This window comes from Pigmentiphaga kullae (genome assembly GCF_004216695.1).
Classification (GTDB): Bacteria; Pseudomonadota; Gammaproteobacteria; order Burkholderiales; family Burkholderiaceae_B; genus Pigmentiphaga; species Pigmentiphaga kullae.
In genome coordinates this window covers 1,409,440-1,425,431 of record NZ_SGXC01000002.1, presented here as the reverse complement: position 1 = coordinate 1,425,431, position 15,992 = coordinate 1,409,440, and the positions used below count along the sequence as shown (strand labels likewise).

14 protein-coding genes and 1 tRNA gene are annotated in these 15,992 nt (G+C 67.1%); 13 read left to right on the top strand and 2 right to left on the bottom strand.

Features of this window, described 5'->3' with window-relative positions:
* Positions 1–160 precede the first annotated feature (160 nt).
* The 7 genes from EV675_RS21085 to EV675_RS21055 all read left to right on the top strand — a co-directional run bounded on the left by EV675_RS21085 (position 161) and on the right by EV675_RS21055 (position 7,944).
* On the top strand, positions 161–2,458 hold the full coding sequence (locus tag EV675_RS21085) for an ABC transporter substrate-binding protein (RefSeq protein ID WP_130359478.1): 2,298 nt from the start codon (positions 161–163) through the stop codon (positions 2,456–2,458).
* On the top strand, positions 2,455–3,432 hold the full coding sequence (locus tag EV675_RS21080; protein ID WP_087839363.1) for an ABC transporter permease: 978 nt from the start codon (positions 2,455–2,457) through the stop codon (positions 3,430–3,432). The genes EV675_RS21085 and EV675_RS21080 overlap by 4 nt, the downstream gene beginning before the upstream one ends.
* A 4-nt stretch (positions 3,433–3,436) precedes the next feature.
* Positions 3,437–4,900: an ABC transporter permease gene (locus tag EV675_RS21075; protein ID WP_130359476.1), complete on the top strand. Its 1,464-nt coding sequence runs from the start codon at positions 3,437–3,439 to the stop codon at positions 4,898–4,900.
* On the top strand, positions 4,900–6,804 hold the full coding sequence (locus EV675_RS21070; protein WP_242621522.1) for an ABC transporter ATP-binding protein: 1,905 nt from the start codon (positions 4,900–4,902) through the stop codon (positions 6,802–6,804). Before EV675_RS21075 ends, EV675_RS21070 begins: the two co-directional genes overlap by 1 nt.
* A 19-nt stretch (positions 6,805–6,823) precedes the next feature.
* Positions 6,824–7,174 carry a GFA family protein gene (locus EV675_RS21065; protein ID WP_130359474.1) on the top strand — a complete coding sequence of 117 codons (351 nt, stop codon included), beginning with the start codon at positions 6,824–6,826 and terminating at the stop codon, positions 7,172–7,174.
* 56 nt (positions 7,175–7,230) lie between these two features.
* A tRNA-Ser gene (locus tag EV675_RS21060) sits at positions 7,231–7,318 on the top strand.
* 146 nt (positions 7,319–7,464) lie between these two features.
* Positions 7,465–7,944, top strand: coding sequence for a VOC family protein (locus EV675_RS21055; protein ID WP_130359472.1), 480 nt, complete (start codon positions 7,465–7,467; stop codon positions 7,942–7,944).
* A gap of 106 nt (positions 7,945–8,050) precedes the next feature.
* On the opposite strand, the gene EV675_RS21050 is transcribed toward EV675_RS21055, so the two are convergent.
* Positions 8,051–8,602, bottom strand: coding sequence for a LuxR C-terminal-related transcriptional regulator (locus EV675_RS21050; protein ID WP_278044772.1), 552 nt, complete (start codon positions 8,600–8,602; stop codon positions 8,051–8,053).
* A 117-nt stretch (positions 8,603–8,719) separates the two neighbouring features.
* Here EV675_RS21050 and EV675_RS21045 point away from each other — a divergent pair, with 117 nt between their 5' ends.
* Both EV675_RS21045 and EV675_RS21040 read left to right on the top strand, forming a co-directional pair.
* Complete coding sequence (locus EV675_RS21045) at positions 8,720–9,424, top strand: CoA transferase subunit A (RefSeq protein WP_130359470.1); 705 nt, start codon at positions 8,720–8,722, stop codon at positions 9,422–9,424.
* A gap of 2 nt (positions 9,425–9,426) precedes the next feature.
* On the top strand, positions 9,427–10,071 hold the full coding sequence (locus EV675_RS21040; RefSeq protein WP_130359468.1) for a 3-oxoacid CoA-transferase subunit B: 645 nt from the start codon (positions 9,427–9,429) through the stop codon (positions 10,069–10,071).
* 20 nt (positions 10,072–10,091) lie between these two features.
* Here the strand turns inward: EV675_RS21040 and EV675_RS21035 are convergent, their stop codons facing one another.
* On the bottom strand, positions 10,092–11,048 hold the full coding sequence (locus EV675_RS21035) for a PDR/VanB family oxidoreductase (RefSeq protein ID WP_130359466.1): 957 nt from the start codon (positions 11,046–11,048) through the stop codon (positions 10,092–10,094).
* Between the two features lie 217 nt (positions 11,049–11,265).
* Between EV675_RS21035 and EV675_RS21030 the strand changes: the two genes are divergently transcribed.
* From EV675_RS21030 to EV675_RS21015, 4 genes are read left to right on the top strand one after another with little or no spacing between them, the layout of a single operon-like run.
* Positions 11,266–12,597, top strand: coding sequence for a Rieske 2Fe-2S domain-containing protein (locus EV675_RS21030; protein WP_165404689.1), 1,332 nt, complete (start codon positions 11,266–11,268; stop codon positions 12,595–12,597).
* Positions 12,590–13,939, top strand: a complete 1,350-nt coding sequence (gene fahA / locus EV675_RS21025; RefSeq protein WP_242621521.1) for a fumarylacetoacetase — start codon at positions 12,590–12,592, stop codon at positions 13,937–13,939. The genes EV675_RS21030 and fahA overlap by 8 nt, the downstream gene beginning before the upstream one ends.
* 23 nt (positions 13,940–13,962) lie before the next feature.
* Positions 13,963–14,940, top strand: a complete 978-nt coding sequence (locus EV675_RS21020) for a quinone oxidoreductase family protein (protein WP_130359462.1) — start codon at positions 13,963–13,965, stop codon at positions 14,938–14,940.
* Positions 14,941–14,987: 47 nt separating this feature from the next.
* Positions 14,988–15,989 carry a Bug family tripartite tricarboxylate transporter substrate binding protein gene (locus EV675_RS21015; RefSeq protein ID WP_130359460.1) on the top strand — a complete coding sequence of 334 codons (1,002 nt, stop codon included), beginning with the start codon at positions 14,988–14,990 and terminating at the stop codon, positions 15,987–15,989.
* Positions 15,990–15,992: the final 3 nt, after the last annotated feature.

The following is a 15,992-nucleotide window of genomic DNA, read 5'->3' as shown; positions in this document are numbered from 1 at the left end:
CGCCGCGCCGGGTAATGAAAATCCCCGCCCGGGATATGCCGGTTGCCTATATCGACATGCCTGGCACGGGAAGTTTCGGGGTATTCCTTAACGAAACCGGTGTGGGCAACGGTACGGTTTTTGCTATCCTCGAGAGGACGCTACTCCGGGGAGGTGGTCGATGCGCCTGACGTGCGCTGCGGGTTTGAGACAGGGCGCACAGGGCGCGCGCGGTTGGGCCGGAACCTTCCTCCTGGCGGTGGCGGCGGTCGTCGCGGCTGGCTGCTCGCCCGGCGGCCCCGACGGCGGCACGCCGCTGAACAGCCCCTACGCGGCCGGCGCCGAGCGCGAGAACGTGATGTACACGGCGTTCACCCAGCGCTCGCCCAAGTACCTGGACCCGGCCAGCTCCTATTCGGTCGACGAGACCCCCTACACCTACCAGATCTACGAGCCGCTGTATGGCTACGACTACCTGAAGCGCCCCTACCAGCTCGTGCCCCGGGCCGCCGTCCGGGTGGTCGATCCGGTCTACCTGGACGCGCAGGGCAACCGCCTGCCGGACAGCGTGCCGGGCGAACAGGTGGTGCAAAGCGTCTACGACATCCCGATCAAGCCCGGCATCCGGTTCCAGCCGCACCCCGCGTTCGCGGTGGACGAGGCCGGCCGGGACCTGTACCGGCACCTGGCGCCGGCCGACCTGGAAGGCAAGTACGCCATCCCGGACTTTCCCCGAACCGGCTCGCGCGAGCTGACCGCCGACGACTACGTCTACGGCATCCGCCGCCTGGCCACCACCCGCGTGGTCTCGCCCATCTACGCGCACATGACCGACTACATCGTCGGCTTCAAGGAGTACGGCGACCGCATCCGCGCCGCCGACGCCGAGCTGCGCAAGGGGCTGGCCCCGACCACGCGCGACCTGCCGTGGCTGGATTTCCGCAAGTACGCCTTCGAAGGCGTGGAGGCGCTGGACCCCCATACGCTGCGCATACGGATCAAGGGCAAGTACCCGCAGTTCAAGTACTGGCTGGCCATGACCTTCTTCTCGCCCATCCCGTGGGAAGCGGACCAGTTCTACAGCCAGGCCGGCATGGCCGAGCGCAACCTGACCCTGAACTACTGGCCGGTGGGCACGGGGCCCTACATGCTGACGGAGTATCGCGAGAACCGCCGCCACGTGCTGTCGCGCAATCCCAATTTCCGCGGCGACCCCTATCCCTGCGAGGGCACGGACGAGGACCGCGCCGCCGGCCTGCTGGAGGACTGCGGCAAGCCCACCCCCTTCATCGACCGCATCGTCTTCAACATCGAGAAGGAAAGCGTGCCGCTGCAGGGCAAGTTCCTGCAGGGCTACTACGACGTGCCCCAGGCCGAGCGCGGCGAGTACGGCGTGGCCTACCTGGTGGCGGCCGGCGATTCCAAGGAGAAGGCGGCCCTGTACGCCGAGCGCGGGCTGAAGCTGCCGACCACGGTCGAGACCCAGAACTGGTACATGGGGTTCAACTGGCTGGATCCCGTGGTGGGCAAGGGCGACAACCCCGACCAGGAAGCGCGCAACCGCAAGCTGCGCCAGGCCATCAGCATCGCGGTGGACTGGGAGGAATACGTCACCATCTTCGAGAACAGCCAGGCGCAGGTCGCGCACGGGCCGCTGCCTCCGGGCCTCCTGGGCTATCGCGATCCGCCCGCCGGCGCCAACCCGGTGGTCTACGACATAGACGGCGACAAGGTCACCCGCAAGCCGCTGGCCGAGGCCAAGAGGCTGCTGGCTGAAGCCGGCTACCCCGATGGCCGCAACGCGCAGACCGGCCAGCCCCTGGTCCTGAACTACGACGCGATGGGCGGCGTGTCGCCCGGCGCGCGTTCGCAGTTCGACTGGCTGCAGCGCCAGTTCGGCAAGCTGGGCATCCAGCTCGAGGTCCGCTCCACCGACTACAACCGCTTCCAGGACAAGATGCGGCGCGGCGTGGCGCAGATCTTCCTGTGGGGCTGGAACGCCGACTATCCCGATGCCGAGAACTTCCTGTTCCTGCTCTACGGCCCGAACGGCAAGGCGAAGGAGGGCGGCGAGAACGCCTCGAACTACGTCAATCCCGAGTTCGACAAGCTGTTCGAGCGCATGAAATACCTGGACGACGGGCCCGAGAAGGAAGCCCTGATCGCCCGCATGGTCGCGATCGTGCAGACCGACGCCGCGTGGATGTTCGGCTATTTCCCCAAGTCCGGCGGCGCCTACCAGCAGTGGGTGGGCAACGGCAAGCCGACCCAGATGATACGGAACAACCTCCAGTTCATGAAGATCGATTCCGCCCTGCGGACCCGCAAGATCGCCGAATGGAACCAGCCGGTCTGGTGGCCGGTGGCGCTGGCGGTGGTGCTGCTGGTCCTTCTGGCCGTGCCCGCATGGCGCATGGTCCGGCGCCGCGACCGCGCCGTGGCCGTCCATACCGACCGTCCGACGGGAGATGCGGCATGACCGCCTACATCGTGCGCCGGATCCTGTACGGGGTCCTGATCCTGATCGGCGTCAACCTGTTCACCTTCATGCTGTTCTTCGCGGTCAACACGCCGGACGACATGGCGCGCCTGTCCATAGGCGGACGCCGGGTCACCGCCGACGCCATCGAGAAATGGAAGGTCGAGCGCGGCTACGACAAGCCGCTGCTGGTCAACACACAGGCCGAGGGCGCGCGGCGCTACACCGACACCATCTTCTTCGACCGCTCGGCCCGGCTGTTCGTGTTCGACTTCGGCGCCTCGGACGCCGGCCGGGACATCGGCTACGAGATCCGGCAGCGGGTGGGGCCCAGCCTGGCGCTGGCGGTGCCGACCTTCCTGCTGGGTTTGTTCGCCAGCGTGGCGTTCGCGCTGCTCCTGGTGTTCTTCCGGGGAACCTACCTGGATTTCTGGGGCGTGGTGCTGTGCGTGGCCATGCTATCCATCTCGGCGCTGTTCTACATCATCGCCGGGCAGTATCTGTTCTCCAAGACCCTGCGCCTGGTCCCGCTGTCCGGCTTCGCCGGCGGGCTGGACGCCATGCGCTTCCTGGTGCTGCCCGTGCTGGTGGCCATCATCGCCAAGCTGGGGCCCGAGGCACGTTTCTACCGTGCGCTGTTCCTCGAGGAAATCGGCAAGGACTACGTCCGCACGGCCCGCTCCAAGGGGCTGTCCGAGCGCCTGGTGCTGTTCCGCCACGTGCTGCGCAACGCCATGCTGCCCATCCTGACCAGCACCATCTCGGCCATCCCGCTGCTGTTCATGGGCAGCCTGATCGCCGAATCCTTCTTCGGCATCCCCGGCCTGGGCAGCTACACCATGGACGCCATCAACGCCCAGGACTTCGCCATCGTGCGGGCCATGGTGTTCATCGGTTCGGTGCTCTACATCATCGGCCTGATCCTGGCCGACATCTCCTACACGATCGCGGATCCGCGCGTGCGTTTCGAGTAAGAACATGCCCAAGATCGTCTTTCTGTGGACCGACGTCGCGCTGTTCCTGCTGGTGCTGGGGGTAGCCTGCTACGCCTGGCACGCCCGCCGCACGCCCAACCTGCGGGCCACCTGGGCCCGGGTGGCCCGCGACACGCCGGCCATGTGCGCCGTGGTGGTGCTGGGCGTGTTCGTGACGATCGGCTTGCTCGATTCCCTGCACTACCGGCCCTTGCTGGAATCGGTGGAAGTCAACGGCGGGAAAGGCGCGCGCGCCTATTCCCCGGTCACGCGCTCGGTGCTCGACGCCTTGCTGGAAAAACCCATGGCGGGGCGCGAGAAGACCTACTCGGCCCCGCTGGCGGTGCGCCAGTTCACCAAGGAATCCATGTTGGTGGACGGCAAGCCGGTGCGGGACTATCCGCGCCTGCGCCACGGCGGCGCGCACCTGACCGACCCCGACACGCAATGGCTGGGGGACGTGCTGCGGCGCACGGCCGTGGGCGTCGTGGCCGGCGGCCTGCTTGCCGGCGCCGTGGCCCTGCTGGTGGCGGGCGCCCTGGCGCATCGCGGCGGGCAGGGCTTTGCCGTGGCGTGGCGCGACATCGTCCACCGGCGCACCGCCGTGCCGCTGGCGCCCATGCTGCTGACCTTCGGCATCATCGCCATCCTGGCGGGCGCGGCCGTATCCCTGTCCACCGGCTATCACGTCATGGGCACCGACAGCACCGGCAACGACGTCCTCGTGCAGACCGTCAAGAGTTTCCGCACCGCGCTGGTGATCGGCAGCCTGACCACCCTGGCGACCCTGCCGCTGGCCCTGGCGCTGGGCATCATGGCCGGCTATTTCAAGGGCTGGGTCGACGACATCATCCAGTACGTCTACACCACGCTGACCTCCATTCCGGGCGTGCTGCTGATCGCCGCCTGCGTGCTCATGGTGCAGGTCTTCATCGACAACAATCCCGACCTGTTCGAGACCGGCGCCGAACGCGCCGACCTGCGCCTGTTCCTGCTGTGCATCATCCTGGGCGTGACCGGCTGGGCGGGGCTGTGCCGGCTGCTGCGGGCCGAGACGCTCAAGCTGCGCGAACTCGACTACGTGCTGGCCGCGCGCGCCTTCGGCGCCTCGCCGGTGCGCATCATGACCCGCCACCTGCTGCCCAACGTCATGCACATCGTGCTGATCACCGTGGTGCTGGATTTCTCGACCCTGGTGCTGTACGAGGCCGTGCTGTCCTACCTGGGCGTGGGCGTCGATCCCTCCATGAACTCGTTCGGGTCCATGATCAACCTGGCGCGGCTGGAAATGTCGCGCGACCCGATGATCTGGTGGAGCCTGCTGTCGGCCTTCGTCTTCATGCTGGCCCTGGTGCTGTCCGCCAACCTGTTCGCCGACGCCGTGCGCGAGGCCTTCGACCCGCGCGCCCGGGCCTACCGGCCGGCATGGGCGCGGGCCCGGTCGGCCAAGATGCTGGAGGACCGTTGATGAACGCGCCCGCGCAAACCGCCATGCTGGACGTGCGCCGCCTGGACGTGCTGCTCGACAGCGACCATGGCGTCGTCCATGCCGTGGACGCGCTCGACCTGGCCATCGCGCGCGGCCAGACCTTCGCGCTGGTGGGCGAGTCCGGTTGCGGCAAGAGCATGACCGCGCTGGCGCTGCTGCGGCTCTTGCCAGACGCCGGGCGGATCGAGCGCGGCCGGACGCTGCTCGAAGGCGTGGACCTGAACCGCCTGCCCGAGCGCGACATGCGCACCGTGCGCGGCCGCAAGATCAGCATCATCTTCCAGGAACCCGCGACCAGCCTGAACCCGGTGATGCGGGTGGGCGACCAGATCGTCGAGACCATCGCCACCCATACCTCGCTGCGCGGGGCGGCCGCCCGCGCCAAGGCCGTCGAGTGGCTGCGGCGGGTCGGCATACCCGAGCCCGAGCGGCGCGTGGACGACTACCCCTTCCAGCTGTCTGGCGGCCAGAAGCAGCGCGTCATGATCGCGATCGCGCTGGCGGCCGAACCGGAGCTGCTGATCGCCGACGAGCCCACCACCGCGCTGGACGTCACCATCCAGGCCCAGATCCTGGAACTGCTGCGCACCCTGCAGGCCCAGCTCGGCATGGCGATGATGCTCATCACCCACGACCTGGGCATCGTGCGCAGCATGGCCCACCACGTGGCGTTGATGTACGCCGGCCAGATCGTGGAGTCGGCTCCGGCCGAGGAATTCTTCCGCCATCCCCGCCATCCCTATGCGCGGCTGCTGTTCGGCGCGCTGCCCAGCATGGGCCGCCGCGGCGAGCACCTGGCCGCCATTCCGGGCACCGTGCCGGCCCTGAACCAGACGTTCGGCGGCTGCCGTTTCGCCCAGCGCTGTCCGGCCCACGCGGCCGAATGCGACGCCGCGCCGCCGCCCCTGGCCCAGGACGCGCCCGGCCACGCGGTGCGCTGCGTGCGGCTGACCCAGATCGACGCCGCCCGCGCGGCGGGCAAGGGCGAACCGCTGCCCGAAGTGCACGTCGTGGAATCACCCGAATCCGCCGTGGCGGCTCCCGCGCCGGCGGCCGCTGCCGGCGCGCCCGGATCCACCCTGTTGAGCGTGACCGACCTGAAAGTCCATTTCCCCATTCGCAAGGGCGTGCTGCGCCGCACGGCCGGCTGGGTCAAGGCCGTGGATGGCGTGAGCCTGTCGCTGGACACCGGCAGGACGCTCGCGCTGGTCGGCGAATCCGGCTGCGGCAAGACCACCACCGGCAAGGCCCTGCTGCGCCTGCTGGACGGCGTGGCCACCATTTCCGGCCAGGCCAGCCTCCACGGGCAGGACCTGCTGCGGGCCGGCGGCCGCTCGCTCAAGCGCCTGCGGCGCGACATCCAGATCATCTTCCAGGATCCGTATGCCTCGCTGAACCCCCGCATGCGCGTGGGCGAGATCCTGGACGAGGGACTGGCCTCGCTGCGGCCCGACATGGACGCGGCCAGCCGCCAGGCCGCCTTGCTTCGCCTGCTGGACCAGGTCGGACTGCGCGCCGATGCCCGCGACCGCTATCCGCACGAGTTCTCGGGCGGCCAGCGCCAGCGCATCGCCATCGCCCGCGCGCTGGCGGTCGAACCCAAGCTCATGGTGTGCGACGAACCGACCTCCGCGCTGGACGTCTCGGTGCAGGCACAGATCCTCAACCTGCTGCACGCCTTGCAGCGGGACATGGGCATTGCCTACCTGTTCATCACCCACAACTTCGGCGTGGTCGAATACCTGGCCGACGACATCGCCGTCATGCAGGGCGGCCGCATCGTCGAGACCGGCCCGGCCGAACGCGTGCTGACCCGGCCGGACCACGCCTATACCCGGCAATTGCTGGACGCCGTGCCGCGCTTCGACGTCGAGGCGGCCTGAACGGACAAGGAGACCAAGCATGTCGTACGAAGGGAGTTGCCATTGCGGGGCCGTCGCGTTCGAGGTCGACGCCCCCGTGCCCACCCAGGCCATGAGCTGCAATTGCTCTCATTGCCGCCGCAAGGGTTTCCTGCTGAGCTTCGTGCCTGAAGGCCAGTTCAGGCTGAAGCAGGGCCAGGAACAGTTGCGGTCCTATTTTTTCCACGCCCACAAGATCGAACACATGTTCTGCGCGACCTGCGGCACGCAATCCTTCGCCCGGGGCGCCATGCCCGACGGGACGCCCATGCGGGCGGTGAACCTGCGCTGCGTGCCGTCCATCGACCTGGACGCCCTGCAGATCAAGCGGGTGGATGGGGCCAGCTTCTAGGCCGGCAGGGGCGGGGGGCTAAAATGGATTATCATTCCGCTCCTGGCGCCGCATAGGGAAGCGTGGCAGAGTGGTCGATTGCACCGGTCTTGAAAACCGGCAACGGGCAACCGTTCGTGAGTTCGAATCTCACCGCTTCCGCCAAAGAACGTAAAAACCCCTGGATTTCGTTTGGAAATCCAGGGGTTTTTGTTGACGATGGAAATTGGCTTCAAATTGTTCGCAAGGCCCACCTGTCATTACCGACTGGCGTAATCTTCCCGGATGTTCCCCAAGCAGGAGAGTCCGCCATGACCATCGCCAAGAACACGATCTGCCTGTGGTACGACAAGGACGCCGAGGAGGCGGCCCGTTTCTACGCCAAGACTTTTCCCGACAGCGCGGTGCACGCCGTCCACCGCGCGCCCGGCGACTATCCCTCCGGCAAGGTCGGCGACGTGCTGACGGTCCAGTTCACCGTCGCCGGCATTCCCTGCCTGGGCCTGAACGGCGGGCCCGCCTTCAAGCACAACGAGGCCTTCTCGTTCCAGATCGCCACCGATGACCAGGAAGAAACCGACCGTTATTGGAACGCCATCGTCGGCAACGGCGGCCAGGAAAGCGCATGCGGCTGGTGCAAGGACAAATGGGGTGTTTCCTGGCAGATCACGCCGCGCGTGCTGACCGAGGCCTTGGCCGCCGGTGGAGGGGAGGCCAAGCGCGCATTCCAGGTGATGATGGACATGCGGAAAATCGACGTCGCCGCGATCGTGGCCGCGCGGCGGGGCTGACACGCGGTTTCCGGCTCGAGCCGGTGAGCTACCGCTGGCTGCCTCCGGTCTGGTGCGTGGCATTGCCGGTCTTGCGAAGTCCTTTCATGTCTTGCCATATCCTCGTTCACGCCGACAGCATCCGATGAATCAGATCCGCCGTATTCGTCGCTGAAAATTTTTTCATCAGGCTCGCGCGGAACACCTCTACCGTGCGCGGACTGATATCGAGTTCCCGGGCGATCATCTTCGACGTCTTGCCGTCCAGGAGCCGCGACGCGACTTCCCGTTCGCGCGGCGTCAGGGCCTCCGACGTGTGCGGCCGTTCGGCGCTGACATCCTCGAAGGTCCAGATCCCCGCCTCGTGCGGCCGCTCCCGGTTGAAGGCCCGGCCGGTCACGCGGCACCAGAAGTGCTGCCCGGTGGCGCGTTTCATGATACGCGTGTCGGCGTAGCGCCCATGCTTGTTCAGGATGGGGGCGATGCGCTTGCCCAGGCGCTCGAATTCCTCGGTCGTCGGATACAGCTCGCGGAACGAGGCGCCCAGCAGGATTTCCCGGGACGCGTGGAAGACGTCGCAGACATAGCCGTTGCAGTCGACGATGATCCGGTTCTTCGAGAGGACGAGGCCGATGGGGGCCATCTCGAAGGCCAGGCGATAGTCCGAGTCGGTGGACACCGGCGGCTCCTAAGCAAAACTACGTAGATAGCTACGTAGTATCTTTCAAACGCGCGCCGTCCGCCAGTCCCCGGCGGGGCAGGCGCAGCGGTTGTTCCAGTCCTTGGAGGAGGTGTCGTGAACAAGATCTATCCATCCGCGCCCGATGCGATTGCGGGCGTCGTGAAAGATGAACAGATGATCGCGGTGGGCGGCTTCGGCCTGTGCGGCATCCCGGAGGCGCTGATCGAGGCGCTGCGGGCGTCGGGCGTCAAGGGTCTGACCGTGATCTCGAACAACGCCGGCGTGGACGGCTTCGGGCTGGGCAAGCTGCTGGAGACCCGGCAGATCCGGAAGATGATTTCGTCCTACGTGGGCGAGAACAAGGAGTTCGAACGCCAGTACCTGAGCGGAGAACTGGAGCTGGAGTTCACGCCGCAGGGCACGCTGGCCGAGAAGCTGCGCGCCGGCGGGGCCGGCATCCCGGCCTTCTTCACCAAGACGGGCGTGGGTACCCTGGTGGCCGAAGGCAAGGAGCTTCGGGAATTCGACGGGGAAACCTATGTGATGGAACGGTCCCTGGTACCCGACGTGGCCTTGATCAAGGCGCATGTGGCCGACCGTGCCGGCAACCTGCGCTTCCGCTATACGGCCCGCAACTTCAATCCGGCGGCCGCTACGGCGGGCAGGATCACCATTGCCGAAGTCGAGGAGATCGTCGAGGTCGGCGATCTGGCGCCCGACGATATCCACCTGCCCGGGATCTATATCCATCGCATCGTTCAGAACCGCAGCCCGGAAAAGCGGATCGAGCAGCGTACGACGACCAAGGCGGAGAATTGATCATGGCATGGAACAAGGACCAGATGGCGGCGCGGGCCGCCCGGGAACTGCGCGACGGTTTCTATGTGAATCTCGGGATCGGCATCCCGACCCTGGTGGCCAACCATGTGCCGGGCGATATCGAGGTCTGGCTGCAGTCCGAGAACGGCATGCTGGGCATCGGCCCGTTCCCGACCGAAGACCGGGTGGACGCGGACCTGATCAACGCCGGCAAGCAGACGGTGACCACGCTGCCGGGATCGTCGATCTTCGGCAGCGACCAGAGCTTCGCGATGATCCGCGGCGGCAAGATCAACCTGTCCATCCTGGGCGCCATGCAGGTCAGCGGGAAGGGGGACCTGGCCAACTGGATGATCCCGGGCAAGATGGTCAAGGGCATGGGGGGCGCGATGGACCTCGTGGCCGGCGTCGAGCGGGTGGTGATCCTGATGGAGCACGTGGCCAGGAAGAAGGACGGGGGCTACGAGCTGAAGATACTGCCCGAGTGCACGCTGCCGCTGACGGGCGTGGGCGTCGTGGATCGCATCATTACCGACCTGGGCGTGATCGATGTGACCGCGGACGGGCTGGTGCTGGTGGAACTGGCCGAGGGCGTCAGCGCCGACGAGATCCAGTCCAAGACCGGCGTGCCGTTGAAAGTGTCGTAAAAGCGGGGGCGCGAGCGGGGTCAGAGGCCCAATACCAGCTTGGCACCCTTGCAGCCGGACACGCAGACCATCATGGTCTTGTTCGACTCGCGTTCGCGCTCGGTCAGCACCGAATCCCGATGGTCGGGCGTGCCTTCCAGCACGGCGGTCTCGCACGCGCCGCACACGCCTTCGCGGCAGCTGTAGTCGGCATCGATGCCCGCTTCCAGCAGCGCGTCGAGCAGCGCCATGCCGGCCGGCACGTCGATGGTCTTGCCCGACTTGGCCAGTTCGACCTGGTAGCTGCCTTCCTGCGCGGCCGTGACTTCGCCGGCGGCGGCGAAGCGCTCGATGTGCACGTTCCGGTAGCCCAGTTCCTTGCAGGCCGCCTCGAAGGCATCCAGCATGGGCGTCGGCCCACAGCAGTAGAAATGCGTATCGGCCGGATGGCCGGCCAGCAGCTCGCGCAGATTGGGCGGACAACCCGCTTCATCGTCGAAGCGCGTGGTGACCTGGCCGCCCGAGGCCACCAGTTCGTCGACGAAGGCCGCTTCGGTCTTGGTGCGGGCGCAGTAGAGCAGTTCCACCGGATTGGCAATCGCGCGCAACCGGTTGACCATGCAGAAGATGGGCGTCACGCCGATGCCGCCGGCCAGCAGCACCGACTTGGCCGCCGACTCGTCCAGCTCGAAGTTGTTGCGCGGCGGCGCGATCTTGATGGTCGAGCCCACCCGCAGCTGTTCGTGCACGAAGCGCGAACCGCCGCGGCTGTTACGGTCGTTCAGCACGCCCACCACGTAGCGATGCCGCTCTTCGGGCGAGTTGAACAGCGAATAGCTGCGCACCAGGCCGTTGGGCAGATGCAGGTCGATGTGCGAGCCCGCGGCGAAGGCAGGCAGTTCCTCGCCCGTGGGCGAGCGGAACTCGACGCTGATGATGCCCTGCGCTTCGAGGCGAATGGTGTGAACCAGTACCGTAAGGAGTGAGCTGCTGTTCATGGCAAAGGATTCGAATGAGAGGGTAGGGCGCATTCTGGAGGGGTGACGCAAGGGGGACGAGCGGCAAATATGCGCGATTGTCGTGTTTGTTCCAATGTGCGGGGCAAGGCCCGGGTTTGAAACAAAGCGGACATTCCGGGCGGTGCGGCGCTCAACAAACCGGGCGCGGCACACCAGAATCGGTTCCACGACTACGGAACGATCCTGGAGAACCCCCATGCTGTCCGCAGCAGACAATGACCGCTACAACGACGTCGAGCCGGGTTCCACCCTGCACGACATGGCCCGCCGCTACTGGCTGCCCTACCTGAGATCCGAGGCGCTCGAACCCAATGGCCCGCCGAAGAAGGTCGAGCTGCTGGGCGAGAAATTCGTGTCCTTCCGCGACGGCAGCGGGAAGGTCGGTTTCTTCGAGGAACAATGCCCGCACCGTGGCGCTTCCCTGGCGCTGGGGCGGACCGGCGACAACGCGCTGACCTGCATCTTCCACGGCTGGAAGTTCGATGTGTCGGGTACGTGCATCGCCGCGCCGTCGGAGTCTAATCCCCGCTTCTGTTCGACGGTCAAGGTGCCTGCCTTTCCCGTCCGGGAAGCGGGCGGTGCGCTATGGGTCTACCTGGGGCCGGGCGAGCCGCCTGTCTTCCCCGAATGGGAGTTCTGTCTACTGCCGCCCGAACATCGCCGTGCCCGGGTCGGGTACACGGATTCGAACTGGACGCAGAACCTGGAGACGCTGCTGGATTCCGCCCACATCGGGCTCCTGCATGCCCAGCCGGTCAAGGCGGAGATCAACGAAAGCGTCGTCGCGATCAAGGGCGTGCATGCGCCCAAGCTGTCGGTGGTCGATACGCCCTACGGGTTCCAGGCCTATTCGCGGCGCGAGCGCGAGGACGGCCAGGTCTACCTGCGCGTGACGGAGTACCTGGCGCCGTTCACGGTCCTGAACGGCAGCATGCGCACCGATGAAGGGCGCGTGTTGTTCATGATCCCGATCAACAACCGGCGTACGGCCTTCTGGCGTTTCGAGTGGGACATGGTCCATACCCAGGAATGGTGGAAGAAGCAATCGATCGAGCGGGGAGCGCTGGGCCTGAAGTTCGTCGACCATGACGACTTCCTGCACAACTCGCTGGACCGCGGCAGGGAGGACTTCGGCCAGAACCGCGAGGCGATGAAGCTGGGACACTGGTCGGGTTTCAAGGACCTGCGCGCCGAAGACGCCGCAGTGGCCGAAAGCGTGCCCATCGTCGATCGCACGAAAGAGCACCTGGGGGCCAGCGACCTGGTGATCGCCAAGATGCGCCAGCGTTTCTTCCAGGGGCTGGACGAATTCGAGCGCGGCGGAAAGCCGCTGGGGCTGGGACCCAATGGCGATGGCAGCGGTATTGCCTATACCGATCTGCGGGGCACATCGGAGGTGGTCGCCCCCGACATCGACCAGATCGAATACCACAATGTCGAACTGCGCGAGGAGCGCAAGGCCTTGCGCAGGGCGTTCCTGGAGGCGCAGGGCGCGGGCGCGGCCATCAAGGAGCGGCAACATGCGTGATGCTTCCTTCATGCAGGCTCCGGGGGCCTCGCGCCTGAACGAGACCCATGACCCGGCGCTGCGCTCGTTCGTGGCCTCGGCCAACCGGCCCGACGGCGATTTCCCCATCCAGAACCTGCCGCTGGCGGTCTTCAGGCCCAGGCGCCAAGGGGGCTTTCGTGTCGGCGCGGGCATCGGCGACCTGGTCCTGGACATCGGCGCAATCGAGGCCTGCCTGGCCGCCGAATGCGGGCCGGCGGTGCAGGCCTGCCGCGAAGCGTCGATGAAGGCGCTGATGGAGCTCGGGCCGGCGCATTGGGCGCGCCTGCGGCTGGGGTTGTCGCGGCTGTTGCGGGAAGGATCGGCGTTCCGGCGGGAGGCGGAGCCGCACCTCCATCCCATCGCCGATGCCGAGTTCCTGCTTCCCGCGAAGATCGGCAATTTCTCGGACTACCTGGCCTCGATGCATCACATCTCCAAGGTGATCCGGGTCAAGCGTCCCGATCATCCCGAGCTTCCCCAGAGTTTCGTCTGGAGCCCGATCGCCTATCACAGCCGGGCATCGACGGTCAGGGCCAGCGGCTACGGTTTCGCGCGCCCCCGGGGGCAGGCGGGGCGGTTCGAGAACGACCGGCCCCTGACGGATCCGACGCGGATGCTGGATTACGAAGTCGAGCTTGGCATCTACGTGGGCACCTCGAACGCGCGGGGCGAGCCGCTGGACGTGGACGCCGCCGATGCGGCGATCTTCGGCTATTCGGCGTTGAACGACTGGACGGCGCGGGACATGCAGGGATGGGAGTCCCAGCCGTTGGGACCGTTCCAGTCCAAGAGCTTCACCACCACGGTCTCGCCATGGGTCGTGACGACCGAAGCCCTGGAGCCCTACCGGGCGGCGATGTCGAGGCCGGATGGCCAGCCGGCCGCGCCCGCCTGCCTGGATTCGGACGCCAACCGCGCACGGGGCATGCCGGACGTGCGCATGGAGGTGCTGTTGCTGACCGAGCGGCTGGTCGCGGCGGGAGAGGGGCCGGTATTGCTGGGCGCGAGCCGCCTGACGGACGCCTACTGGACGCCGGGGCAGATGGTGGCCCATCACACGCTCAACGGCTGCGTCCTGGAGACGGGAGACCTGATCGGGACGGGCACGATCTCCGGGCCGGGCGACGACGCCTGCGGCTGCATGTTCGAGCTGAGCCGCGGCGGACGCCAGCCTTTCCCCCTGCCCAACGGCGAAGAACGCGCGTTCGTGCAGGACGGGGACACCGTGATCGTGCGGGCGCATTGCCAGCAGGCCGGACGGCCGAGGCTGGGATTCGGGGAGGCGGTCGCCACGGTCCTGCCTGCCCGGCCGCAAGCCTGAGCCGGCCAGGACGAGGAGCAGCGATGGCAAGCGTGATCAGGTTCCACCGGACGGGGGGACCCGAGGTCCTGAGGTGCGAGGAATACGACGTCGCGCCGCCGGGCTACGGCGAAGCAAGAGTTCGGCACGCCGCGGTGGGCGTCAATTTCAACGACATCTATTTCCGCTCGGGGCTGTATCCCGTCGCCTTGCCGTCGCCGCTCGGACGATCCGCCGCCGGCATCGTCGAGGAGCTGGGAGCCGGCGTGACGGACGTCCGGGTGGGCGACCGCGTGGCCTATGCCAGCAGTCCGCTGGGCGCGTACAGCAGCGAACGCATCGTCGATACGCGGTATCTCGTTCCGGTACCCGACGGTGTCGGGCTGGACGTGGCCGCGGCCAGCACCATGCGCGGCATGACCGCGGCCTATCTGATGCGGCGCATCCATCCATGGCGGGCGGGCGATTCCCTGGTGCTGCACGCGGCGGCCGGCGGCACCGGCCTGATCGTCAGCCAGTGGGCCCGGCATCTCGGGCTGCGTGTGATCGGAACGGTGTCCAGCCACGAGAAGGCCGAGATCGCGCTGGAGCATGGCTGCGAGCATGTGATCGTGCGGGGGAACGCCGACGAGGTCGTGGAAAAAGTGATGGCGCTTACCGGCGGGCGCGGCGTGCCCGTGGTGCTGGACGGCGTCGGCCGGAGCACCTTCGACGCTTCGCTGCGGGTCCTGTCCAGGCGTGGGCTGTTCGTCAGCTTCGGCGCCTCGTCCGGACCGGTGCCCCCGATCGATGCCATCGAGCTGGGGCGCCGGGGGTCGCCGTTCTTTACCCGGCCCGCATTGGCCGACTATGCGTCGACGAGGAAGGAGCGCATGGAACTGGCGGGCGAGTTCTTCCAGTTGGTCGAGTCGGGCGTGATACGCGTGCACGTGCACCAGAGGCTGGCGCTGGCCGACTGTGCGCAAGCCCACCGTGCGCTGGAGTCGGGCGGCCTGGTGGGAGTTTCGGTGCTCGTGCCCTAGCGGCCGGGCAGGCAGTCCAGGAGTTGGCTACAACAACAGGAGACATCATGAAAAGCAGATCGAGAAACTTGCGGGCCGTGCTGCGGGGGGCCGCCTGTCTGGCATTGACGGTCCACGCGGCGGCGTGGGCCATGGAGGGCTATCCGTCCCGTCCGATATCGCTGATCGTCCAGGCGGCGCCTGGCGGTTCGTCCGACATCACCGCGCGGGTGCTGGCCCAGAAGCTTTCCGTGGCCATGAACACGCAGGTGGTGGTCATCAATGAACCGTCGGCCGGCGGCATCGTCGCCATGCAGCGGGTCAAGCGCGCCGAACCGGACGGCTACACGCTGATGATCGTGGGCACCAAGGCGGCGATCGGCGATGCGATCTTCGCCGCCAAGAACATCGGCGTGCTGCGCGATTTCGAGCCCGTCGCGCAGGTCAGCACCGGCCAGCTCGCCGTTGTCGTCAAGCGCGATTCGCCGCTCAAGACCATGGATGACCTGATCCGGGAGATCAAGGCCAGGCCGGGGCGGGTCACGGTGGCCACGGGAGACGTGGCCGGAGGCATCCAGTACCTGGGCGCGGCCCTGGTGCGCGAGGAGCTCAAGGGGGATTTCGTCATCGTGCCCTATGGCACGGCCGCCAAGCTGACGACGGCCGTGCGGGCGGGCGAGGTCGATGCCGCCTTCGAGCTGGTGCCGGGCATCGTCGGCTCGCTGCGCGACGGCGAGGCGCGGGCCCTGGCGGTCAGCGGCACGAACCAGTTGCAGGATCTGCCCGGGATGAAAGGCGTGCCCACGATGAAAGACGTGGGCCTGCCCGGGAGCGACGTGACGACTTCCACCTTCGTCGTCGCGCCGGCGGGAACGCCGGCGAACATCGTCAAGACCTTGAATGCCGAGATCCTGCGCGCCCTGGCCCAACCCGACCTGCAGCAGGCTTCCCGCTCGCGGGGTTCGGGCATTCCCGAGCCGTATTCGGCGGCCCAGACCAGGACGCAACTGACCAGGGAAATCGAACGCTGGCAGGGCATCGTGAAGCAGGCGAACGTCAAGTCGCAATAGCAC